A 24,984-nucleotide genomic window follows, 5' to 3' on the forward strand; every position below is an offset into this window, starting at 1 on the left:
ATTCAGGTGAAATTATGGTAACGAGGCGGGATTAGCTCCGACTATATAACCATTATCGCCCACACTCACTGCTATGTATTGTGTTTGTCCATTAAAAATTACTTCATAGATTTCTCGGCGAGGTTCTATCGTTCCTTGATAACCAAGAAACTTTCCTCTTGTCACAGCAGCCATAACAGCATCAGGGATTTCATTCTGAGAGATTCCGCGTCTGGCAAAATCATCTTGATGTTCCTTTAAGATGTGTAATAATCCGCTACCTTTTCTACCAGCTTTTCCCTGCTCTAAAAATACGATTTTGCCATCGGCTTGCTTGGCAATCCGCACAACTTTTTCTGGACTGTGATTAATACCAGCCTGACATAGTGCCGCAAACAATGCCGCTTTATCATCATTCATATTTAATTTAGTTATTTTAAATAGTTATTGAAAGAAATATATAAAAATTAATATTAAATATATGATATCTCATAATTTAATTTATATCACTAAAGCAAAAAAATAGGGTAAAGAGTATACATAACTCCTTACCCCTTAATCTTCTCGATTAATCGCTAAACTAAGCTCCAACAGCTTCCTTGGCGGCGTACAATACCTCAGCGTTGATTTCTTTGAAACCGCGATCGCGGGCAAATTTCTCAGTATTACGCTTCACTTTCCCGCGAACAAATCCAGGAATCTTATTCAATTCTGCTTGACCATCTTTTGTCCAATTCAAATCAGAATCAGCAGAAATTCCTCTAGTAATTACTTCCTTGGTATCATGACCACCGAAGATTTCTAATAGGTGATCTTCCATTCCCAAAGTGAAGGAATTGTAGATCAAATCTGTAATCTGATTTGTGCCTTCGTAACCCATAAATGGTTTGTAACCAATGGGGAAGTTTTGGACGTGGATTGGTGCAGCAATTACGCCGCAGGGAATATCTAAGCGCTTACCAACGTGGCGTTCCATTTGGGTTCCGAAAATGGCAGAGGGTTCAACGCGAGCGATCGCATCCCCAATTGCACCATGATCTTCGGAAATTAGCACTTCATCGCAATACTCGCTAACCTGTTCGCGGAACCAGTCTGCATCATATTTACAGTAGGTTCCAGCCCAAACAACATGAATCCCCATTTCTCGCGCCAGAATTTTGGTAATGGCGGCGGCGTGAGTATTGTCACCAAAAACCACAGCTTTTTTGCCAGTCAAGTTTTGACAGTCAATTGAACGGGAGAACCAAGCAGCCTGAGATACATGCAAGGTTTGCTCATTGATGAAGTTTTCATAGTCAACTTCTGCACCTTGAGCGTTAATAACCTGCTGAATCTTGCGAATACAACGGGCAGTTTCCACTACGCCCATTGGAGTAATGTCTATATAAGGTGTGCCAAATTGTTCTTCCAGGTAACGAGCGGTGGTTAAACCGAGTTCGCGGTAAGGCACGAGGTTAAACCAGGCTTGGGACATCTTTTTCAAGTCATTTACCGAAGCACCTTCAGGAATTAAGGTATTTACCTCAATACCCAAGTCAGCCATTAACCGTTTGAGTTCGGTGCAGTCGTGATTGTTGTGGAAACCAAGGGTGGTAGTACCGATGATGTTAACCGAGGGTTTCGCAGTTTTGCCCTGCGCCAATTCGCCCCGCTTCCGGGCTTTTTCAATATAGTATTGGACGATTTGATCCAAAGTGCGATCGGCGGCTTGGAGTTCGTTGTAACGGTAATGGTTCACATCCGCTAGCATTACATCTCCTTTTGCTTCCAGTTGCGCCCGTTCGACAAAGTTGTGCAAATCCTCTTGCAAAATGCTGGAGGTGCAGGTGGGAGTTAACACAATCAAATCTGGGTGTTCCTCAGCATCCTTGCGGACGATGTTATCTACCACCTTCTCTTGGGAGCCGCGTGCTAAAACGTTGCGGTCAACGACACTGGTTGTTACCGGAGTAAAATCCCTCTCGCGCGATAGCATGGAGCGCATGACGTTAAAGTAGTCATCGCCAATGGGGGCGTGCATGATCGCATGGACATTTTTAAAAGAGCTAGCGATTCGCAGAGTACCGATGTGGGCTGGGCCTGCATACATCCAGTAAGCCAATTTCATGTTTGTGTTCTCCCTTTTCAATAGAAATAACACGGAGTCCGATAAGAGTGGACTATAAGTGCTTGATTATTATTAAATCGTTTCTGATTGTCTCAAAAGTTGTATCCCTGATGAAGTGAAGAGTTGTAAGGGTTTTATCTAGAATGCATAGGAGTAAGCATCCCTCAAACCTGCTTACTGATTGGGATCTAGCTTCTAAATTTAACAACATGGCTGTTGTTTTAGTTAAATAAATCTTAATTTTTCGGCAAATTTGTTTTCAATGTGGGGCGGAGTGTTAACTTCCCTTAAAAAAGCAAAACTATGATGTACACAAATCTTTACAGAGGATGCAAAATCAAAATATTGCGCGATCCTCTTCAATCCTAAAATAAATCGGGGGTGGGCGACTTTCGTGGGACTTAGGCAGAAAAGTATTCCTTTAGGAAGATTGCCTGGACTCTAGAACTACCTGCCAGCACCGGACAACAAATTTGCTGGCTCTTTAAGGAAGTCGGCAATCTCAGCTTTTCAATTACTTGGAATATAGCTATTTACAAGGCATAGGGGCACACAGATGCAAGCCCCTATTGGAGTATTTGTATTAATTGCTTCAAAAATATTCCTATAAATACGGAACAATATCATACTTATCTATTTAAGTCTTATATCTAAAGATAGAAGATTAAGGTTAAAATTTGGGAAACCTAAGAGAGGTTCATTCCTAAGAGATGTCCTGCCTACTTATCGCAGAAAGCAACTGAGGTCAGATGACGCAACCTTTAAATCAAGTCAAAGAGTGGGAACAACGTCGTGATGAAGCAAACCGCTACTACCAGCGCGGTAAGTTTCAAGAATCACTCGATCTTGCAACCCAGAATTTACACCTGGCTAGAGAAATTCGAGATCGGGCCAGAGAAGGTCATACATTAAACGATATCGGTTTGGCTCACCTCAGTTGCTGGCAACCTCAAAGAGCATTAGAGCATTTTCATCAGGCGCTTTCGGTTGCTATTGAAATTGGCAACGTGCCAGCAGAGGGGACTGCACTGAGCAATCTGGGTTCTACCTACAGCCGTCTTGGACGCTTTTCGCAAGCGTTGGAATATTTTGACAAAGCACTGCCAATCTTTAGGCGATCGCAAGATACTCAAAGTGAAGTCTCTACTCTTAATGATGTAGCGCTAATTTATACCCGTTTAGGAGAACCAAAACGGGCGCTGTTGCTACAACACCAAATTTTGCGGATGCGGCGACTGTTAGGTGACTTTTCTGGTGAGGCTACAACCCTTAATGGTATTGGGTTTGCTTACAATGTCTTAGGCAAGTTTGAAGAAGCACTAGAATTTTTTCAAGCAGCACTTCCCATTCAACGAGCCGTCAAGAATGTGCTTGGTGAAGCAACCACATTGAATAATATTGCCTCAATCTACAGTGATTTAGGAAAACCGAAACAAGCATTATTGCTCTACTATCAGGTTCTTTTGACACGTCGGGAAATTAACGATCGCGCAGGCGTTGCTACAACCCTTCACAACATTGGTTTTACCTATAGCACCCTGGCACAGCATCGCCAAGCAATGAAGTTCTACAAGCAAGCCATTGTGATTTATCAACAATTGGGCGATAGTCTGGGAGAAATTTCAACTTTACTAAATATGGGAACCCTTTACGCCACCACGAAACGCAGGAAAATGGCGCGATCGTGCTACCAGAATGCTCAAGACTTAGCAGAGCAAATTGAACACCAGCCACTCCTGGAAAAAGTACAACAGTTTATAGATTCTCTCTAGTTTAGATGCAGCATGCTCAGATTCCCGATTTCTTAAAGAAGTCGGGAATTTTTTGTTCGAGTTGAAGCTCAAAAAGTTCGCAACTTCACTACCGCCGACCATATACTAATCAACAGGTTACGATCAATTAAGAAGTAATAATTTTTTATGGCATCGCCAGGAGTCTTTTTATGTTCATTAGTGAACTGTCACCTATATTCAGAGAATTTATCCAGCATCCAGCCTCATTTGTAGGTGGGTTATTCTCTGGTGTGCTTCGGCTCAACCTTGCAGACGATCCTGTTAAAACCTGGCTGGATCAACAGACCCGCTCAAATAATTATACCAGCAACACAACAGATGCACATAATGGTAAAGCAAGTGGGCCTCAACAGATTTCGATTGACTAAATTTTTGAGTAATCGTAAATCTGGTTAATTATTATTGGGAATAGAGAATTGGGAACAGGGAATAGTGATAGAAACTTTAGTTATGGGTTAAAATCCCATCTGAAAAAAGATGTTTTTCGAGACGCGCAGCGCTCTTAAATCGGTGTCCTTGTAACAATCCCACGTTTGAAACCCGTAGGTTTCCCAATTCCCAATTCCCAATTCCCCATTCTCAATACATAACCAAGGAAATATGGAATCCCTAACCTCTCGTATGCAGAGTGTACAGTCGCCGATTATTCCTGTGGTTTGGGAACTGATTAAAAACTCTCCTGGAACAATCTCTTTAGGACAGGGTGTTGTTCATTACAACCCACCACCGGAAGCCTTAGAATTTTTATCCAAATTTTTAGCTGAACCCACTAATAATTTATACAAATCAGTTGAGGGAATTCCCCCGTTATTGACAGCACTTGCTGGAAAATTGCAAGCATTCAACGGCATTGAAATCAATGAGCAAAACTGTATCGTTGTGACAGCAGGGAGCAATATGGGATTTATGAATGCCATTCTTGCGATCACTAACCCAGGCGATGAAATTATTCTGAATACGCCTTATTATTTCAACCACGAAATGGCGATCGCAATGGCTGGTTGTCGTGTAGTATTAGTGGCGACAGATGAAAATTACCAACTTCGCCCAGAAGCGATCGCTCAAGCAATTACTCCCAAAACAAGGGCTGTAGTCACAAATTCGCCAAATAATCCCACTGGAGTGGTTTATCCAGAAGCAGCATTGCGCCAAGTAAATCAAATTTGTGAGACTCGCGGCATTTATCACATCAGCGATGAAGCTTATGAATACTTTACCTATAACGGAGTAAAACACGTTTCTCCTGCTGCATTTGGGAGTTCCAAACACACCATTTCTCTATTTAGCTTTTCTAAAGCATACGGGTTTGCTAGTTGGCGCATTGGCTACATGGTTATTCCGAAACACTTATTTCTTACCATCAAAAAAGTCCAGGATACAATTTTGATTTGTCCGCCAGTAATTTCCCAATACGCAGCTTTAGGAGCATTGCAAGCAAAAACGGAGTATTTACAGAGTAATATAGGTGCGATCGCTCAAGTTCGGCAACTAGTAATCGATTCCCTTAACCGCCTAAAAGGTTTATGTAGCATTACACCCGCCAATGGCGCATTCTATTTTTTCCTTAAAGTTGATACCCAAATGGATGCTTTTGAGTTAGTTAAAAAACTAATTCAGCAACATAAAGTAGCAGTTATTCCAGGTACAACCTTTGGCATGGATAACGGATGCTACCTGCGCGTTGGTTATGGGGCGTTGCAAAAAGAGACAGCAAAAGAAGGTATAGAAAGATTAGTGCGAGGCTTGGAAACTATAGTTAGGAGTTAGGAGTTCGAGGATGTTTTAAAAGCCCTCTTGTCGGTATTAAAAAGTTCTAGATCCTCCTAAATCCTCCTTAAAAAGGAGGACTTTGATTCTCTTAAAAAAGGGGGTTAGGGGGGATCAATAAGTGCCTAAAATCACAGCCAAATACTTTTAAAAAAACTCTTAAGAGTTAGGAGTTGATATTAAACTTATAGGGTAATAGAGTTCAGTTAAGTATTTCTTTCTTTATTCTCTCTGTGTTCTCTGCGCCTCTGTGGTTCTTTAAAATTTAACCTTAACAAATTGAACAGATGCCGATTATTAACAAAGTAGTTGAAATTGAAACTAAACCAAAAATTAATATTCATAATATAACACCACAAATTCAAGATTTTCTAAATTCAACATCAATTAAAAATGGACAAGTTTTAGTATTTTCTCGACATACAACAACAGCCTTATCTATTAATGAAAATGAAGTCAGATTATTAGAAGATATAAAAGTATTCTTGCAAAAATTAGCACCGGAATCAGATAGTTATTTGCATAATGACTTGCATTTAAGAGATGTTCCAGAAGATGAGCCGATTAATGCTCACTCTCACTTAATGGCAATGATGCTGACCACTAGTGAGATAATTCCCGTTGTGGATGGTAAATTAGCTTTGGGAACCTGGCAATCTGTATTGTTTTTTGAGTTGGATGGGCCGCGCAAAAGAACAGTATTTGTCCAAATTTCGGGCGAATAATGCAACTTTATGTCTGTAATCCTTCCATGACAACCCAAATCTGAGAAAATTACAAAAACGACTAACAACTGCATCAGTTGAATTTACTTACAGCAATTAAAAACCTGAAAGAATGTTTCTAAGTATAACCTTCCTTTCCACAAACCAGAAATCTTGTTGTGTCAAAGGCAGAGGCAATTAGTGATGAAAAATAACGATAACTTCGTATTACGTAATACCTGGTACTATGCTCTGCCTAGTAATCAGATCAAGCCAGGTATGATGATCAGCCGCATTTTTTTGGGTGAACCGGTGCTGCTAGTCCGAGGGCAAGATGGCAAAGTCTCGGCTATGAGAGATATTTGTCCTCATCGTGCCGTACCTTTGAGTTGTGGTCGATTCGATGGGCAAGAAGTGGAATGCTGCTATCACGGTTGGCGCTTTAACCCGGCTGGACGTTGCACTGCAATTCCATCACTTGTTGAGGAGCAACAGATGGATTTGAGCCGCTTTGATGTTCAATCCTACGAAATCCGGGAAGCTCAAGGGAATATCTGGATATATATGGCTGATCCCGATAATCCTAAACCTGCTTCTGAGATGGAGATTCCGGTGATTCCAGGGTTTGGCGATCGCTCTCACCAGTTCGTAGAAGTGGTAAAATTCCCTTGTTTTATAGATCATGCAGTAGTGGGTTTGATGGACCCTGCCCATTCACCTTATGTTCATCGTGCTTGGTGGTGGCGAAATGAACAACTACACGAAGAAGTAAAGCAATTTGATGCTTCACCCTACGGCTTCACCATGCGACGACATCAATTACCAGATAATGGAGGTCGATTATACTGGTTGATTGGCGGTGGTAGACCAGAAACAGAGATTTGTTTCCGTTTACCTGGAGTGAGAATAGAAGAAACCACAATTGGTAAGCATCGAGTTGTTAATTTAACGGCAGTTACACCCATTTCAGATACAGAAACTGAGGTAACTTTTGCTCTTTACTGGACACTTCCTTGGGTGGGATTTTTCAAGCCACTGCTGCATCTTTTAGCCCGGACTTTCATTGGTCAAGACCGAACGGTTGTAGAAAAGCAGCAAATTGGTCTCAAATATAATCCTGTGCTGCGACTGATTAAGGATTCAGATATGCAGGCGCAGTGGTACTACCAGTTAAAGCGGGAGTATGCCCGGTCTGTCGCTGAAAACAGAGAATTTGTGAACCCTGTCAAGGATCAAGTACTTCGCTGGCGTGCTTAAAATTAATCCAAATTAAATTCTGCAAATTCTGTTTGTGCAAATAGCATATTTCGGTCTACTGCTGACAAAATTTTGTTATTGGTGCGATCGCTATTTAAACAGCGACCAACTAATTGCGCCACATCTGCGCGATTGATGCTACCAATAATCCGAGGATCTTCAGTCAAAACGCCATTACCCGTTGCTGGTTCTGACTTTAGTCCACCTGGGCGAATGATTGTATAGGTAAGTCCACTGGCAATTAAGTGTTGTTCAGCTTTCTCTTTTTCAGCTAAAACTTTTCCTAGTACGGCTAAAACTTGGGGTGATGCAGCAACAACACTATTGCCAGCACCAATGGAAGATACAAGAATAAACTTTTGCACTCCAGCTTTAACTGCTGCATCGATCAGATTTTTATTCCCAGGGTAATCCGGTCTTTCTGTGTCTGATGGTAAACCGCCAATGGTACTAATAACGGTATGGATAGGTTCATCTGTCAACATTGCGCGTTCTACATCCTCTACATTTAAGGCATCTCCCTGAACTACCTGAATACCGATTTTTTCTAGTTCAGTAGCAACTGCTGTTGTTCTCAGGAGTGCTTTAACCTTTAGCTGTTGCGCTGTGAGATATTGAGCGATTTCTCGACCAACACCGCGACTTGCTCCAGCCAGAAAAATGTAAGATGCACTTGTCATAATAAACCTAACTACTTGCGCTCAAAGGATTTTATCAAAGGATTGGCAGTATTTAATAATTGCTCAAGCAACTGCGATGCTTCTGCTTGGTGGCGAACATGAGTATCAATAAACAAGCTAATGACTTCACCCATCAGCAGACGAAAGCTTTCTTGGGGTTGGGTGGCAGGAAAGTCCAGCAAGGGTGTATCTAGGGTAGAGTCTAGCTGATCAACTATCGAAAAGTGATTTGCTCCATCCAAAAGCATCAGATAGCTATCATTTCGTCCTCCAGTAATCGCTTCTTGGAATGTACGGATAACTGAGGTGGTAGCATTTCCAGGATTTATACCATAGCGATCGCTGCTCTTAGCAATCACTCCATCACAGGTTCCTCCCATCAGTAGAAGTGGTAGAGAGTCTGGTAAAGGTAGAATAGTACCTGCTTCGTACCCCAATAGTAACGTTCCCATAGTGTGCAAACCATAACCAAAAGATGCTGCCACTTGAGGGAAAAAATGAGGATCGGCGTTTTCGATCGCTACTCTACCACCTGCGGAGTGTCCACCTAAAATTATTCTCTGTAGATCAAGCATTCCAGCTAAAATACCCTCAGACTGTAACTGTTCCACTTTTGCTAGCAGGGTTGGCAAAGCCGATGCAGTGGGAACAGTACGGTAAATTGTTGGTTTTTCCTTTTCAAAATCAACCCCTGGAGTCAGACTAATTATTCCTGGTATGGCTTCTGCAATCCAGTTAAAGAGAATCACCACTAATCCACGTTCAGCGAGTTTAACCGCCAACCATTGATATTGTTGAGCATCACAGTTAAACCCGTTGAAGAAAATCACTACTGGAAAAGGTGCTTTTTCTAAATCAACTGGCAAAATTTCCCTATTTGTTTGTACCTTACGCCTCGACATTTGTACTGGATAGAGAATTTTGAGGTGAATGGTATCGTAAGGAGACTGGAAACCCTCGATTTTAGCAGCTTGGAAAAAAGCCCGAACTGTCATCTGGTTCTTCCTAAGAGGTTGTTTGAAAAGTGGTTGGCTGTAATTTTAAGCATTTGTCGATCTCCCCTAACCCCCTTAAAAAGGCTACGGTGTATACACAAGTCTGAAGTAGTTTACTCACCTAGTTTTTGCGTCGGTTTTACCCCACCCTAACCCTCCCCTTGCAAAGGGGAGGGAACAAGATTTTCCGGTTTCCCCCCTTTACAAGGGGGGATTAAGGGGGGTAATTAAACTTTAGCAATTATACTTAACCCAATTGTAGGAAGTATTTTGGTAAGCAATTGTGCCAATGTAGCAAATAACTTTTCTTGGGATAAACTTATGGCTAAAAAATCTCAACCAAATCTAGAACAATACCAAGATGTCAGATTATCTGCCACCACCAGAATCTGGGTGATTACAGTCGCCATTCTTGGAGTTTGCGTCCCACTGTCAGCCGTTACTAGAAGCGGTGCTATTCTTCCTTTAGTTGCTATTGGTGGTGCAGCAGTTGGTACAGTCGCTGTTTGGCGTTCTGATGAGCAAAAATCAAAAACTAACTATTTGCAACAGCAGCAAATAGAACTCTTAGAACGGAGATTAGCGAATTTAGAAACGATTGTTAGTAGTGATGACTTGAATTTGCAAATGAAAATTAAACAGATTGAGGCAAGGGATACTTTTGGCGACTCCTCTGATGTAAGTACTATGCCCAGACAACCAAAACGCAAAGGTTAAAATTAGCTAATCTTCACCATTTATGCCAATTTCAGATGATATACCTGAGAATCATCGTTACTAGGTCAGCGTAATAGAGGTATTGGTTGACTTAACGTTGCCGCAACCTTTAAAATCTCTCTTACATTAAACTTTCCTTTGCAGCTAGAAGTGTTTCCTGAGAAACAGTATCTTTTTCACCATCTCCGTTAGAATTGACTGACATCATTGAATTCTATATACTTCAACTGCATCAGTTAATGAAATGTCTAAGTGCTATCCATCTTTATCTTTCCCGGAAATATATTCCAATAGCTGTGTTTTATTAGACTACTAACATTACTGAATTTTTAATTAACTAAGGTTATAAACTTGAGTAATTGCATTGGTATAGCTTACCGTAGGTATGCAATAGTTTGCCGTAGGAATGTAGATGGATTGGATTAGCTTACTTAAAGCTCAACAAACTGACTTCCTTCAACGTGTGAAGAAACCTAAAACTTATGACTTATCTTTATTAGAAAGTCAAGTCAAGGGTTGTCACACTGAAATGATGGCTTTTTGGGGCGAACCATTGGCCAGACTGCAAGAACTTTCTCGCCAACAAGCAGAAGTTCTTGCCAAAAACCCGCCGCCTACGCCACCTGAATATCCTGAACCTCCCGACTGGACGATACCTTTTCCGAAATACTTTCAACAACAAGCTCAAGATTATCTTTTACGGGAGCATATTGTTGAGCGGGTAATGGCTGAACGCTTGGGCAAATTGGTCAAAAAGGTGTCACAAGATACCTTAAAAAATATGATTTTAGATGATGAGGGAAATTTGTGTGGCGAAAGCAAATTCTCTTATGTACTCAAAGATAATCCTCAGCTAAGTGTTCAAGTTTACGTTGCTGATGGAGAAAGTTTTAATGGTATTAAGAAAGACAAAATTAGATGGTCGGTTACTCAAGAAGATTTGAGAAATCACCAAGTATTAATTTTTCTATGTTTGTTTTATCCATCTACAGGTAATTTAGGTTACGAAAAACAAAGCATCATAACAGGCTTTTTACCAACAAATTTACTTGAAATTACTGAACCAAAACTGTATGTCACTCCGAGTAGCTTGTTGTATGCCGGAGGGTTAAGTTGGTATTTAGAATCACTAATTGGTAAAAAAGATCCGTCGCCAGTAATTAATGAGATTGCGATCGCAGATACAATAGAAACTCTACCATCAGAGCATTACCTCAAAGATGTAGTCGGTGATTGGGAATGCTGGCAAACTTTGCAAGGGCACAACAGAGGGATTAATTGCCTAGCTTTCAGTTCCTTGTGTAAGAATGGCAGAGCCTTACCCATACTGGCAAGTGGTAGTCGTGGAGAAACGAAACTCTGGGATTTAAGCAAAGGCGAATTAATCGATACATTATCAGAGTATCCTTGGGTGATGTCTGGGCTGATAGATGAAGTGAATTCCCTGGCTTTTAGTTCAGATGGACAGACTTTAGTAAGTTGCGGTGCAGATTCCACAATTAAGCTTTGGCATGTAGGCGCACTAGACTTGATAGATATTTTGCACAAACATAATGGCGTAGTGCGGTGTGCTGCTTTTACTCCAGATGGCAGAATGTTAGCGACGGGTGGAGATGATAGAAAAATTCTGTTTTGGGATTTGATGCAACGTCAAGTTGCGATCGCACTCTCTTTAGATGATACAGCTGCTCATTCCCTAGTTTTGAGCCGAGACGGGGAAACTCTAGTTACAGGTAGCTACCGTAAAATCAAAGTTTGGCGCACTTTACCCCAGACGGGGATCAAAAGTTTAAAGGACGCAGAACCTCTGCATACCCTTATGGGTCATTCTCACATTGTTCGTTCCTTAGCAATAAGTGCAGATGGTAAAACGCTCGTCAGTGGTAGCTGGGATCAAACGATTAAAATTTGGCAATTGGAGACTGGAGAATTACTTCATACTCTGAAAGGACATAGAGATAAAGTATATGCGATCGCATTAAGTCCAGATGGACAAATCATTGCTAGTGGTAGTGCTGATAAAACCATCAAATTATGGCATCTACAAACCGGGGAATTACTGGGTACGTTTACAGGTCATGGAAACATAGTTACAGCATTAGCCTTCACAGCTTCCGGCGAGATGTTGGTTAGCGGGAGTTTAGATAAAACGATTAAAATTTGGCAACGAAGTTAAAACATTTAACATTCGGCGATCGCATTTGTTGATTCGGGGTTCGCATTTGTTGATTTGGCGATCGCATTTGTTGATTCGGGGTTCGCATTTGTTGATTTGGCGTTCGCATTTGTTGATTTGGCGATCGCATTTGTTGATTTGGGGTCAAATTAAGGTTGTTGCCACAGGCGAGGGGATTTTGTCCGAACCGTAGTGCTAATTTTATTGATTGCACCATCACGCTGATAACTCATCAAAGTTGCTCTCATTGCAGCCAGTGCAATGAAAGTAACGATTGCCAGTACAACTACTAGTTTTCTAGGTTTGATTTTCCTAATCAAATTATCTATTTCAGTAGCACTACCAACCACCTCAATTTGCTTCAGCGCTGTTAAAGCAACAGATGCATTAGCATAGCGACGTTTTCGATTCGGTTCTACCATTCTCATTAACCATGACCGAAAATGCGGACTTACTTGAGGAACCAATTTCTGGAAATTAAAGCGATATTTATCATCAATTAACTTCCCAATTTCAACAGAACGAGTATTAGTAAGTAAGCAAATCAATGTTGCTCCTAAACTATATAAATCTGATGCCTTAGTCAGGGAATGACCAAACTGTTCTTCTGGTGGCATAAAACCTGGGGTTCCTGCTACAAAGCTGCTCAGAGCTATTTTTGCATCCTCTACTCTAGCCAAACCAAAATCAACCAAATAAGCATTTAATCGCTCATCAACCAAAATATTCTCTGGCTTAATATCCCGATGAATAATTGGCGGAATTTGCTTTTGGAGATAAACCAAAATCTCTAAGATTGACAAAGCAATTTGCTTAATTTCTTCTGGATTAAAACTACTTTTTAAGCCTAAAGATGGGGCATTTTTATATTCCTGCACCAGATAAAAAGCCCCTGGTATTTCAAAGGAATCTAAATAACGAGGGATGCGAGAATGATTTAGTTGCTGCAAAATCTTGATTTCGCGCTCATAAGCTTTCACTCCTGACAAATCAGCATCCGCACGAGCAAAACAAAACTCTTTAATCACCACCTGTTGCTTAGAGTTGAGGACATTCGCTAGATAAGTAATGCGTCCCCCTTCTCGATTGCGTCCTAGTTCTTTGACAACTTGATAGCCTTGTTTGGAAAAATTTGGATATTGATTTAAAGGAATTACGCCTTTATTTCCATTATGCACATCAAGATCCATTACATACACCAGATGAGTTTGATTCTGTCAAGGTGCAATTAGAAAGATTAACAACTTTTAGATTTTGGATTGAAAGATTTAAAATTCAAAATTTTTAATTGAGCAGCCTTGGTTTATTTATAAGCCACTACGGTCTTCTTTAAAAGTGATCTCCCAAGTGGGACAATTGGCGTGCTAGTAGTCAATCTAAAATCTAAAATCCAAAATTTAATCCCTCAGATTGTCAACCCCATTTCTACCCTGCATAGGCCAAGACGCATCAGTAGGAAGTGTATTTGCATTTGCGTCTTGGCATGAATTGTTAACTTTGCGCTAGCCAATCGATAATCTTGGCATTAACAACATCTGGAACCTCATCGTGGGGACAATGACCGGCATTAGGAATAGGAATAATTTTGATTTCTTTGCCATTTTCACGTGCCTCTTCGTAAATTTTGGCCCCGGTAATTGGTGTCCAGGGATCATCAGCACCCCAAATTACTAATAGAGGACGTTCTACTTTGGGCAAAAGTTCCTCTGGGCTTGGGCCAGGAGGGGCTGTGAGAATGGAAGCGAAGACTTGTTGCGCTCCTGGGTCGCAAGAGGGTGTATAAAGTAAATCGACTAATTCATCGGTAACGGCTTGGCGATCGCGGTAAACTTGGTAGAGAGTACGGCGAATTTGGGCTTTTTGGCGGATGCGGTTATAGACAAATTTACCTGTAATTGGCGATCGCACAAACCGATTAAAAGCTGCCATCACCATCCGTAGCGGCGGGTTCAATTCATGGGGACGATGACTCAAACCACCCGCAGAGTTAATCAAAATACCACCAGCAGCAATTTCTGGATGTTCTACCAGTACAATTAAGCTCAAAAGTGCGCCGATGGAGTTGCCAATAAATACAGCAGGTTCGTGTATATGTGCTGTGCAGAAATCTTTCAGCAGTTCCACCCAAACTTCCACACTGTAATCAATAGGCGCTTTATCGGAACCGCCAAAGCCTAAAAGGTCGATGGCAAATACTTGGTAGCCAGCATCAGCTAAAACTGGGATATTTTTACGCCAATGTCCAATGGAAGCACCGAAGCCGTGAACCAGTACCAGAGGCCGTCCAGTGCCCATGACAGTGTACTGAATTTTGTAGCCCTGCCAAGTCCAAATGAATTTTTCAAAGGAGTCTTGGGTTGCAAGCGGTTGTGTACTTACAGTCATTATTAAGATTAATAAAGTGTTTCTTTAATATAGTAATGTTCTCTGACCTTATAACTCCTCACCCTCATTGATTAGATGTTAGTTCCATCTACCCCAAGGGATTAATAGGTCAAGAGGTACTTAGTATCCCTTGACTTATTAGATGAATGGTAGTGTGAGATGAAATACATAAATCAAAGTTACTTTGCTCAAATGAGCAAATTTATTTTAGCTGTAACCTCAGTGGCAATATTTTCGCCAATATCTTCTGCATCGGCAGCTTTAGGGTTCTCTACTATCCTCGCCCAAATATCTGATAATTCCACAAATCAACAACTTTTAGCTGATAAAAAAGTAGAAACAACGAATCGCACTCAGGTAAATAGTAATAAAGTTTCCGCAAAAGGGAAAAAAACAGGTTTTAGCCTTGCGATTTGGCAACCTGCAAATACTTTTTCAGAGGTAATTGCCCGTGTTTCTGTCAAGAGTAAAAGTGATAATAATTATTTACAAGAACGGTTTGTGGGTGATTATAAATACAAGATTAAACAAAAAGTAAAATTTGTTAAGGGGTTAAAAGCTAGCGATCGCATCGTCGTGCGATTGTATGATATTCAAAACCGCTTTATTGGCTACAGCGAGTTTGAATGTTTGTCGGCAAATACCACAGTTAACCTGATTTTGTCGGCCAAACCTAATGAATACCAAGTCGTTCGTACTGTTTATGGTCTTGATGCTGACCAAGACGGCATTATTGACAAAAATGCCACCACCTACGACTACTTTACCCAAATCAGAAACCAAGGTGTTATTTTCCTGAGCAGTTCCCAAACCTTCCAAGGTAGTCAGTTCCAAGTAGAAGGTTTGTCAACAATTGCCAAAACTAGTATTTATCCGCTTTCTTTCACTCAGGGAGATTATGCTTTAGTTCGTCAGTCGTTCATTACCCCTTTTAGTTCCGACTTGGCAGATGTTTTACAAGCTAATCCAGGTAGTTTGGTGCAGGTGATGGAAGTCAGCGACAACTCTAGCTACGACATTAGTCAAATGCTAATGAATTATCGCCAAATCAGTATGTCTCGAACTCTGCAAGTTGGTTTTTCTGATGTTTCCGTAAACTACTGGGCTAGAAATTTTATTACCAAATTGGCAACAATGGAAATTCTCGAAGGTTTTCCTGATGGGACTTTCCGCCCAGATGCACCAGTAACTCGTGCCCAGTTTGCGGCAATGCTGCGAAAAGCCTTTGCCAAAGGGAAAATTCGCCAAGCGATCGCATTTAAGGATGTCTCAAATCGATATTGGGCTTACAACGCCATCAGCGAAGTTTATCAAATGGGCTTTTTAAACACTGTTGTGGGCAAGGATTTCAATCCCAGCCAAAAGCTTTCTCGCCTTGATGTTTTGGTAGCATTAGCGCAGAGATTAAATTATCAAACTACTGGCTCCACAGATACAATCTTATCTGTTTACAGCGATGCAAATACTATCCGTCCTGAATATCGGAGTCTGATTGCTGCCCTGACACAACGCGGTATAGTCGTCAACTATCCCAATGTGAACTTGCTAAATGCTGAACAGGTAGCAACCCGGTCTGAAGTTTCTGCTTTAATATACCAAGCCTTGTCTAGCACTGGAAGGGTTGCAAACATCTCTTCGCAGTATGTCGTTAGACAACAACAAGTTGCAGCTGAGGATTCGATGGAGCGTGTCAAACCACGTCGCCATTGTAACCAAGGAATTGGTAATGGTGCTGAGGGATGCGACCCAGGCAATTCCCATCCTCACGGTGGTAGTAATGATGAAGGTGGGCGTACTCCTGGTAATTAAGTCAATACGCTTGGGTTAAGAAGAACCGTAGGTTGGGTTGAACTTTAGTGAAACCCAACAAAGCCTTGATAATGTTGGGTTTCGTTCCTCAACCCAACCTACACCAATTTTATTTTTTAGCCTTAACCCAACCGTATTGGGTAATAAGTAACACTATTTTTTTAAGAGACGCGATTACTCGCGTCTCTAGCTTGCTCAACTGTAAAACTAATCTCCTGACCATAGGAAATTTCCAGTGTATGACTATCAGGGTCTCGAATATAAGCCCAGTAACCAACCGGAAAGCCCCAGTCATTTGGCCCATCCAGCAGTATTTCCTCAGCGCGTGCCTCATTGCACAGGCGATCGATTTCCCCACGATTCTGATAAGCTATCCCAAGATGGGATTGTGGTAATAATGCGCCTTCTACTTTCGCTGCTTTAATTAGGACAATCACAAAAGGTCTAGTCAGGTCACTAATCCAAGCAACATCTACGTGAGTAGTTTGATCGGTGCGACGATGCACAACTGTCATCTGGGCATACTTTGCATAAAATGAGATACTTGCATCAACATCACTGACTGCAAGTGCAATGTGAGTAAAACCAAGATCAGACATAAAAAAACCCCGTGTGTAGACTTAACCGGAAGAATGTAGGTATTGGACTCATTGCTTACATAGAAAGCTGACACGATTGATAATGAAGGTAGGCGTTATCTTCACAAAATTTATGTTTTTAACTTGGTTCGACAGCAACTCTTGGTTACTGGAAATTGGTGGAAAAAGAATACTGATTGACCCTTGGCTGGTTGGTTCGTTAATTTTCAGCAATTTGGATTGGTTATTTAAAGGATCGCGATCGCAAAATCGCCCAATACCAGATAATATTGATTTGATCGTGCTGTCTCAGGGTTTAGAAGACCACGCTCACCCACCAACGCTTCAGGTACTCGACCACAACATCAAAGTTGTAGCCTCTCCCAATGCTGCCAAGGTAGTACAGCAGTTAGGTTATACCCAAGTTACTACTCTCGCTCATGGTGAAACTTTCACTTTAAATAATCAAGTTGAAATCAAGGCTTTCCCCGGCTCCCCCATTGGCCCCACTTTGGTAGAAAATAGTTATCTCCTCAAAGAATTGGAGAGTGGTCTAACTGTATACTACGAGCCTCACGGTTATCATTCTCCACAACTTCAGCAATCTGCACCCATTGATGTAGTGATTACACCGTTTATTGATATGACGTTGCCTTTGCTTGGGTCAATTATTAAAGGTAAAAATAGTGCTTTGGAAGTTGTAAAATCGTTACAGCCTCAAGTAATAATACCTACGGCGGCTGGTGGTGATGTGGCGTTTGAAGGATTGCTGATGAAATTGATTCAAACTAAAGGAACTGCTGAGGAATTTCGTTCGTTGCTAGAGAAAAACAATATTTCAACACGGGTACTTGAACCAAAACCAGGCGATCGCTTTGAACTACCATTAGAAAAACGAGCATTAGCAATTTAAGCATCTAACCCTAGCGATTAGAATCAAGGTTTTTAACCCACGCAGACGGGTTTTGCCTGTGTAACTGCGATTTCTAGTCGCCAGGGTTAACTGAATTATCTTGCGTATACACTTCTCTAATCGGAAAAGGAATTTGAATTCCAGCTTGCTGATAGCGTTTGTGTAATTTTTTGACAAATAAATGTTTACCAATCCGTTGATCAAAGTATTCATTTACGCGCATATAAAGCGTAAAATCTATACTAAAATCATTAAAAGTATGAAATCTGATAAACGGTTCACTTTCTTTTAATTCCGGTGCAATTTCTTGCATAACTTCTTTAGCAACTTCTACAGTCACTTTTTCAACTTGTTCCAAATCGCTATCATAACTTACGCCCACATCCATTGTTAAAGTAATTTCCTTGGCGGGTAAATGATAGTTGGTGAAAATCGCCGAAGACAATTTAGAATTGGGAACAATGACAACATTATTGGAAATTTCTCTCATTGTTGTATTGCGCCAAGAAATATCTATAACATATCCCTCATGTCCAGCATCTAATTTTACATAATCTCCGGTTCTAACTTGCTTAGAAATAATTAAGTAAAAGCCAGAAAACAAATTTGCTAAAGTGTCTTGAAGTGCCAAACCAACTGCCAGACCACCAATACCTAAAGTTGTAATTATTGGTGTAATTTGAACACCCACAGTTTGCAATATGATTAATGTTCCCAAAACTAAAACAGTAATTTTAGCTAGGTTAGAAATTAATGATGTGGGAACCCCTTCTGTTCGACGAATAAATAAATTTACAAAACCAGCAGTCAATCTGGCTAAAACGAGGGTTACAGAATACAGCAGTGCGATCGTCAGAAGTTTTTGCAATACTAATGCAATATCTGGTTTGAGGGGAGAACTCAGAACTGCCCAAAAAAAACCGCCAATGACAAACCAAATAAATGTCATGCGGTGCAGAGAGTGAAATATAATATTACCCCCGGCAATTCGTTTATTATTAACGAATCTTTCCAGTTTTTTGAAGATAACTTTTTCACCAATTATTCCAGCTAGTAAACCAGCTAAAATAAACGTTATCGGCGGAATCCATTCCATCATCATTAGTTTTAAATTTGTAATTTTAGATTTACAAGAACAGCATTTTTACTGTGATTATGGCTAAATTTTACCTTGTTGTCGGATTAGCTGCTTGAGATTGTCTTTCCTTATGGACTTGCCAATTATTTACCACCCAGATTATATTGCTCCTCTACCTGAAGGACATCGTTTCCCGATGTCTAAGTTCCGACAACTCTACGAATTGCTGTTAGCTGATGGTGTAGCGAATCAAGAACAATTTCACACCCCCGAACGTCCACCACTAGAATTGATAGAATTAGTCCACACCCCAAGCTACGTTCAAGCTTATTGCGAAGGAACCCTAGACCCCAAAGCACAGCGACGCATTGGTTTGCCTTGGAGTCCAGCATTAGTGAATCGTACCTGTGTAGCGGTAGGTGGTACGATACTCACCGCAAAACTGGCATTAAGTCATGGTTTAGCCTGTAATACGGCTGGTGGAACTCATCACGCCTTTCCTAGTTATGGGTCTGGTTTTTGTATTTTCAATGATTTAGCGATCGCTTGTCGCGTTTTACAAAAATTCGGACTCGTCCAAAAAATCTTAATTGTAGATTTGGATGTTCATCAAGGAGACGGCACAGCTTTTATCTTCCAAGACGACGACAGCGTTTTTACTTTCTCCATGCACTGCGAAGTCAATTTCCCCGGTACAAAACAAAATAGCGATTTGGATGTTCCTTTACCGATAGGAATGGAAGACGACGCTTATTTACAAACCTTGGCGAATTATCTATCAGATTTGTTGTCTAAAGTCAAGCCAGACTTAGTATTTTATGATGCTGGTGTTGATCCTCATATAGGCGATCGCTTGGGCAAATTAGCCTTAACCGATGCGGGAATTTTTCGCCGTGAAATGCAGGTTTTAAGTACTTGTATGAGTAGCGGTTATCCCGTCGCCTGCGTCATTGGCGGCGGTTACGCTGATGATATGAAATCTTTAGTTTGGCGGCATTCCCTACTGCATCGCGCCGCCAGTGAAGTTTACCAACAGTACAAACTTTAAACGCAGAAGAACGTAGAGTGTTGCCAAATCTAATTCGTAGCGAATCGCACTAAAATAATACTTTGCGCCCCTCTGCGCTTACCTTTGCGCCCCTCTGCGTTTAAATCTAAACCCTCAATTGTTAACTGGATGAACAACGGTAAACTCAGAATCTACGAACTAGCAAAAGAATTAAATTTAGATAGCAAGAAGCTATTAACAATTTGTGAGAAGCTAAAAATAGCAGTCAAAAGCCATAACAGTGCAATTCCAGAATCCGATGCAGAACGTATTCGTGTAGCGATAAGTAAACTAACAGCAAAATCTTCAAAAACTAAAACAACCTCTGAAGATTGGGGCTATACGTTTATAGCTTCAGCAATTGATAGCTTTATCCGCCATCTTGAAGGTGAGGCTGCCTTGAAATCATATCCCGATTTTAGGGAGCGGCGCGATCGCGCCAATGAGTTAATGTATGAATGTGTCGGAAAAAAGCCTTCATTATTTTATGTGCGTCGCAAAGGTGCAGGGAAAGAAGCAAGAGAAGAAATTTGGGATTTGACAATAGCGACAGACTCCGATGATTTTCCATTGCCTGCAAGCCTTGACAAGCTCAGAAAAACATTAGGATTTAGAGCAGCTGTACAAAAAGATGGACGCGACGGTATAAAAATACTTTCGGCTCAGTTGTTACAACCTTCACGCGGACACGCCGACAGCTACGCTATACCTTGTTGCTTGCGTTTACTGGCTAATCATCAGCATCATCTCGACATTCCGCCAGCGACATTGAAGCGCATCGCCACCGCGCCAGTTTGTGGCGAAAATGTACCTACAGAAGATCAGCTGAAAGCTTGGAAAGCGTTTTTACAAATTGAAGAAAAAATTGCTAAAGCACGTCAATTTTGTGTGCGTTACGTAAGTCATAACTATAACTTCAAAAGGCGGATTAGTTTTGAAATTGATGTAAACTCAGCCACCCTTGACGGTTTTTATCAAAATTCCCTCGAAGTAGATAATTTTTGGGAACGAGCAAGACGCACAAAAAACGAAGATTTAAAACTTTTTGAAACTGCTCCTGTCGGAAAAAATTGGATTAGCGGTCGTCAACTAGGGACTGTTGAAGAAGTTGATATCAACCGTGGTATTATCAGCCTCAAACTAGAACGCGACTTAGCTGAGTTCATGGCAACAGAGCGCTATAAATTACCAGCTACCGGATTCTTATGTTTTGAGGCAGTTGGCGATATTCAGCAGATTCAGCGTAAGAAAAAAGCTTTAGATGATTTGAATAATGGTTACACCCAAAATCCTTATTTAGGTAACTTTTTATTCGCTGCTTCTCAGGCTAGACAAATCAAAACAACTGTTGAACTTCAACTACAAGATTTATTATTATCTTCCGCTAATCCCGGACAAAAAGCAGCAGTAGAAAAGGTACTTGCCGCGAAGGATCTTGTTCTCATCCAAGGGCCACCGGGTACTGGTAAAACTACCGTAATTGCTGAAATTTGCTATCAAATTGCCCTTCGAGGTGGACGAACTCTAATTGCTTCACAAGCGAATTTAGCAGTAGATAACGCCCTAAGTCGATTAGTTCACAACCCAGTGATTCGGGCAGTACGCAAGGGTAGAGCCGAAAAAGTTGGGGAAGAAGGACAGCCATTTTTAGAAGACCAAGTTATTGGCAGATGGCTAGAAAATACAGCAACTGATTGCGAAAATAATATTACACAACGTCTCGAAAATATCAAAATTTTCAGTCAGTTACTGGCATCATCACAAAGATTCACACCCTATTTCCAAGCAGAGGAAGAATTTAGCCAGCAGCAGGTGAAATTCAATAAAAATAAGTTAAAAGTAGAGACAAACTTTAAAAATCAAGAAAAATCTTATAACGAAACTGTAGAAAAGCAGAACAATGTTGAATCTCTAATTGCAGGTCTAGAAAATATACTAAATACTGCACCAAATATAAATTGGGAAGCTCCAGAAGTTACAGATTTTTTGCCCCTTCTGAAGCCATACACAGAAGGTAATAGTTTAGTAGAAGAATTTTTAGTAAATGTTCGTCAAACCATCAAATATACTGATGAACTTGGCTTAGTGCATCCGGCGCTTGGTGCTTTTGGTTTAGCAGTTTGGTTGCGTGAAATAGCAACAGAAATTTCTGGATTTAAATCTGCTTTTATTCATGCTCAAGAGGCTAGTCAAGCCATCTTAGAAGTTGCAGCATCAGTTGAGGTTGTCAAACAGAATTTTGCATTGTTAAATCAAGCCCAACCAGATTATCAGAAATATCTTGCCAAACTACAAAATCTACAGCAAACAATCCAGATTTGGGAAAATCGCCAACGAGAAATTGATTATATTATCTCAGCAGTAAAAGAATGGAAATCTACAGCACCTTCTCATCTATATCAAACTTTAAAAGATTGTCAGCAATCAGGTTTACCACTAACAGAGAATTTAGTAGACTTACCATTAGGTTTATTGATGTTTGCTAATACATTAAAATTACAAATAGTACCAAAAATTTACAAAATTAATCTGCCAGAATGGGAGCTATTGACAAAAGCGATCGCTTATGAAATAGACGGAGGTTTTACCGATAGACGGGGTAAACAGCATAATTTCAGCTATTTTTTACAAGAAAACTTTAGTCAGATTCCAATGGTGCTATCAAAGAGCGATCGCACTCAATGGCAAGAAACCTATCAACAGTTTAGCAATTATCAGCTACTCAATCCCAAACAGCGAAAATTACTGGTCGAAAATACCCAGGTTTTCTTAATTAGAATGCAACGGACTTACGGCACATCATGGGAATGGAATAACATCGATTCTACTCTCACCAAAATTACCCAAGAATTGTTAGATACTATTCTTGTAAATGCACGTCAATGCGTTTTAAAAGTCAAAACCGAAACTGAACAACAGCTTCAGTATTTACAAAGACAATTAAATGAATTTCAGAAGAATGAAATTAGCCAACAACAAATATCCATTACTCAAGCTGAGGTAGAAAAAGCACAACAAGACGCTAATCTGCAACTTGGTAGAGTTATTAATATTTTGCAAGAACTTAATCAACAAAATATACCTACTCAATTACGCACTTTAACTGATAAATATATTGCAACTCAATCAAATATTTGGGAAAATCCGCAAGAATTTTCAAATCAAGTGAATTATTGGGTAACTTCCATTAGTCAGCTTGAAACCTTAATTTCATTCTTAGAACCTTTTGCTGTGTTGGAGATAATTAGAAGTTCTCTACACGAGCATTTATCAAAACTACAAGAAGAAACTGAGACTTCTCTACAGCAACTTCAAAAATTACAAATTAGCTTACGTGAAATAGAAGACAAATTACAACCACAGCCATCAGATAGTTTAATAGAAGAAAGAAACTGGTGGTTGACAGAATGGCAGAGAATACCGGATAAGTTTAAGCCAGAAAATTATGCTGCTGACTTGTTTAATATAGAGTTATTGCGCGGTATTAATATTCAGTTTAAATCTTGGCAAAAGGAACTCGAAAAAGAAGAAAATTATCTCAAAAAATATCAGAATTTTGTCCAAGATTGGATTGGCAAATTAAGACAGCCAAATGAGCGCGATCGCGACGATTTAAGGCGCATATATTTAGATAATGCCAACGTCGTTGGTATCACCTGCGTTCAAGCTGCAAATAGAGGTTTTTCGGAAGAATTCAAATCTTTTGATGTTGTCATCATTGATGAGGTTAGTAAGTGTACTCCACCAGAGTTACTAATCCCAGCTTTGAAAGGTAAAAAATTAGTCATGGTAGGCGATCATCGGCAATTACCACCCATGCTTGATACTAGCACTGTAGAAGAAGTTGCTCAAACAATGGGTAATACACGAGACGAATTACAATTCTTAGAAGAATCACTATTTAAAAGTCAGTTTGAATCGGCTGATGAAAGCATTAAACAAATGCTAACTACACAATATCGAATGCACCCATTTATTATGGGAGCAATCAATCAGTTTTATGATGGTAAACTAGAATCTGGCATTTTGGAGCCGGACACAAAACGCGCACATCATTTAGCAGGCGAAATCATCCAAGAATCTCAGCATCTTATTTGGGTAAAAACGCCTATCGAGAATCAGTTTTTAGAGCAAAGAAACGGAACTTCTTACTTTAATACACCAGAAATTGATGCGATTGAACGTCTCTGTCAGCAGTTTGAGACGACTTGGGCTTCTAAAGTTGCTAATGGAGAACCAAAAAAAGAAATTGCTGTAATTACCTTTTATGGCGCTCAATTAAGGAAAATTGATGAACGCCTACAATCCGAACTTTTCCCTTCATTAGAGATTCGTACTGGGACAGTAGACAGATTTCAAGGTATGGAAAGACCTGTTGTGATTGTGAGTATGGTTCGCAACAACAGTAAAGGAGATGTCGGATTTGCTAAGAAACCAGAACGGGTAAATGTTGCATTTTCTCGCGCTCAAGAATTACTGATAATTGTGGGTTGTCATAATTTATTCACCCATCAACCAGGTAAAGTCGGAACTATGTATTCCGAAGTATCAAATATTGTAAATATTCATAAAGGTTTTGTTGATGTTTCTCGTATTTTCAGCTAGATATTGCTTGAGAAGTATTGGGCGAATAGAATAGAGCCTCCGGCACGCTACGCGAACGCTACTACACAAATAAAGCCCACCTCCGTGGACTAATACAAAATCAAGAGTTTTTAACCTGTGGAGGCAGGTTTTGCCTGTCCTATCTCTTCATACTCTTTTTTGCATAAGGTATTGAGAGCATAAATAAAAATACATTTACGTAAATTTATCAGTAAATAATATGAAGGGTATGCAAAGATATTTTTTTCAGTAAAGATATCTAAGTAAATACGGTATTATATGCTAAGTGTGGGGTTATTAAGATGTTCTCTATTTTCAAGCTATACATCTTTGCAGAATTGCCCACAAGGAGGTTACAAAAGTCTCTTTACCATTCATCCAGTTGAATATTTT

The 24,984-nt window shown here is 40.3% G+C and carries 20 protein-coding genes; 11 read left to right on the forward strand and 9 right to left on the reverse strand.

Annotated features, from left to right (window positions below; genetic code table 11):
- Positions 1–12 precede the first annotated feature (12 nt).
- Both VB732_RS27060 and bchB read right to left on the reverse strand, forming a co-directional pair.
- Positions 13–399, reverse strand: coding sequence for a hypothetical protein (locus tag VB732_RS27060; protein ID WP_323233965.1), 387 nt, complete (start codon positions 397–399; stop codon positions 13–15).
- A gap of 160 nt (positions 400–559) precedes the next feature.
- Positions 560–2,086, reverse strand: coding sequence for a ferredoxin:protochlorophyllide reductase (ATP-dependent) subunit B (gene bchB, locus VB732_RS27065; RefSeq protein WP_323233966.1), 1,527 nt, complete (start codon positions 2,084–2,086; stop codon positions 560–562).
- Between the two features lie 749 nt (positions 2,087–2,835).
- On the opposite strand from bchB, the gene VB732_RS27070 reads away from it, so the two are divergent.
- The 5 genes from VB732_RS27070 to VB732_RS27090 all read left to right on the forward strand — a co-directional run bounded on the left by VB732_RS27070 (position 2,836) and on the right by VB732_RS27090 (position 7,607).
- Positions 2,836–3,858, forward strand: coding sequence for a tetratricopeptide repeat protein (locus VB732_RS27070; protein WP_323233967.1), 1,023 nt, complete (start codon positions 2,836–2,838; stop codon positions 3,856–3,858).
- Positions 3,859–4,028: 170 nt separating this feature from the next.
- A complete protein-coding gene (locus VB732_RS27075) occupies positions 4,029–4,247 on the forward strand; it encodes a hypothetical protein (protein ID WP_323233968.1) in 219 nt (72 codons plus the stop codon).
- Between the two features lie 232 nt (positions 4,248–4,479).
- Positions 4,480–5,646: a pyridoxal phosphate-dependent aminotransferase gene (locus VB732_RS27080; protein WP_323233969.1), complete on the forward strand. Its 1,167-nt coding sequence runs from the start codon at positions 4,480–4,482 to the stop codon at positions 5,644–5,646.
- A 287-nt stretch (positions 5,647–5,933) separates the two neighbouring features.
- Positions 5,934–6,371: a secondary thiamine-phosphate synthase enzyme YjbQ gene (locus VB732_RS27085; protein WP_323233970.1), complete on the forward strand. Its 438-nt coding sequence runs from the start codon at positions 5,934–5,936 to the stop codon at positions 6,369–6,371.
- Between the two features lie 183 nt (positions 6,372–6,554).
- A complete protein-coding gene (locus tag VB732_RS27090; RefSeq protein WP_323233971.1) occupies positions 6,555–7,607 on the forward strand; it encodes an aromatic ring-hydroxylating dioxygenase subunit alpha in 1,053 nt (350 codons plus the stop codon).
- A 2-nt stretch (positions 7,608–7,609) separates the two neighbouring features.
- Here VB732_RS27090 and VB732_RS27095 read toward each other — a convergent pair whose 3' ends face one another.
- Together VB732_RS27095 and VB732_RS27100 are read right to left on the reverse strand one after the other, a co-directional pair.
- Positions 7,610–8,287, reverse strand: a complete 678-nt coding sequence (locus VB732_RS27095) for an SDR family oxidoreductase (RefSeq protein ID WP_323233972.1) — start codon at positions 8,285–8,287, stop codon at positions 7,610–7,612.
- Between the two features lie 11 nt (positions 8,288–8,298).
- Entirely contained in the window at positions 8,299–9,282 is a 984-nt protein-coding gene (locus tag VB732_RS27100) for a dienelactone hydrolase (RefSeq protein ID WP_323233973.1), read from the reverse strand.
- 321 nt (positions 9,283–9,603) lie between these two features.
- On the opposite strand from VB732_RS27100, the gene VB732_RS27105 reads away from it, so the two are divergent.
- Both VB732_RS27105 and VB732_RS27110 read left to right on the forward strand, forming a co-directional pair.
- Positions 9,604–9,999 carry a hypothetical protein gene (locus tag VB732_RS27105; RefSeq protein WP_323233974.1) on the forward strand — a complete coding sequence of 132 codons (396 nt, stop codon included), beginning with the start codon at positions 9,604–9,606 and terminating at the stop codon, positions 9,997–9,999.
- A gap of 412 nt (positions 10,000–10,411) precedes the next feature.
- The gene (locus VB732_RS27110) at positions 10,412–12,175 is read left to right on the forward strand and encodes a WD40 repeat domain-containing protein (RefSeq protein WP_323233975.1); all 1,764 of its coding nucleotides are present in this window, start codon (positions 10,412–10,414) and stop codon (positions 12,173–12,175) included.
- Here VB732_RS27110 and VB732_RS27115 read toward each other — a convergent pair.
- The 3 genes from VB732_RS27115 to VB732_RS27125 form a co-directional block, all read right to left on the reverse strand.
- Positions 12,153–12,323, reverse strand: coding sequence for a hypothetical protein (locus tag VB732_RS27115; RefSeq protein ID WP_323233976.1), 171 nt, complete (start codon positions 12,321–12,323; stop codon positions 12,153–12,155). The two genes, VB732_RS27110 and VB732_RS27115, sit on opposite strands and share 23 nt — an antisense overlap.
- A 1-nt stretch (position 12,324) precedes the next feature.
- On the reverse strand, positions 12,325–13,365 hold the full coding sequence (locus tag VB732_RS27120; protein ID WP_323233977.1) for a serine/threonine-protein kinase: 1,041 nt from the start codon (positions 13,363–13,365) through the stop codon (positions 12,325–12,327).
- 301 nt (positions 13,366–13,666) lie between these two features.
- The gene (locus VB732_RS27125) at positions 13,667–14,560 is read right to left on the reverse strand and encodes an alpha/beta fold hydrolase (RefSeq protein WP_323233978.1); all 894 of its coding nucleotides are present in this window, start codon (positions 14,558–14,560) and stop codon (positions 13,667–13,669) included.
- 159 nt (positions 14,561–14,719) lie between these two features.
- Between VB732_RS27125 and VB732_RS27130 the strand changes: the two genes are divergently transcribed.
- Positions 14,720–16,369, forward strand: a complete 1,650-nt coding sequence (locus tag VB732_RS27130) for an S-layer homology domain-containing protein (RefSeq protein ID WP_323233979.1) — start codon at positions 14,720–14,722, stop codon at positions 16,367–16,369.
- Positions 16,370–16,530: 161 nt separating this feature from the next.
- On the opposite strand, the gene VB732_RS27135 is transcribed toward VB732_RS27130, so the two are convergent.
- Complete coding sequence (locus VB732_RS27135) at positions 16,531–16,968, reverse strand: VOC family protein (protein ID WP_323233980.1); 438 nt, start codon at positions 16,966–16,968, stop codon at positions 16,531–16,533.
- Between the two features lie 112 nt (positions 16,969–17,080).
- Between VB732_RS27135 and VB732_RS27140 the strand changes: the two genes are divergently transcribed.
- A complete protein-coding gene (locus tag VB732_RS27140) occupies positions 17,081–17,860 on the forward strand; it encodes an MBL fold metallo-hydrolase (RefSeq protein WP_323233981.1) in 780 nt (259 codons plus the stop codon).
- Positions 17,861–17,933: 73 nt separating this feature from the next.
- Here the strand turns inward: VB732_RS27140 and VB732_RS27145 are convergent, their stop codons facing one another.
- Positions 17,934–18,959, reverse strand: a complete 1,026-nt coding sequence (locus VB732_RS27145) for a mechanosensitive ion channel family protein (RefSeq protein ID WP_323233984.1) — start codon at positions 18,957–18,959, stop codon at positions 17,934–17,936.
- A gap of 109 nt (positions 18,960–19,068) precedes the next feature.
- On the opposite strand from VB732_RS27145, the gene VB732_RS27150 reads away from it, so the two are divergent.
- Both VB732_RS27150 and VB732_RS27155 read left to right on the forward strand, forming a co-directional pair.
- Entirely contained in the window at positions 19,069–19,986 is a 918-nt protein-coding gene (locus tag VB732_RS27150; protein ID WP_323233982.1) for a histone deacetylase, read from the forward strand.
- Positions 19,987–20,115: 129 nt separating this feature from the next.
- Positions 20,116–24,591, forward strand: coding sequence for a translation initiation factor IF-2 N-terminal domain-containing protein (locus tag VB732_RS27155; RefSeq protein ID WP_323233983.1), 4,476 nt, complete (start codon positions 20,116–20,118; stop codon positions 24,589–24,591).
- Positions 24,592–24,984: the final 393 nt, after the last annotated feature.

It is taken from the genome of Nostoc sp. UHCC 0252 (genome assembly GCF_034931145.1).
In the GTDB taxonomy this organism is placed as follows: domain Bacteria; phylum Cyanobacteriota; class Cyanobacteriia; order Cyanobacteriales; family Nostocaceae; genus Nostoc.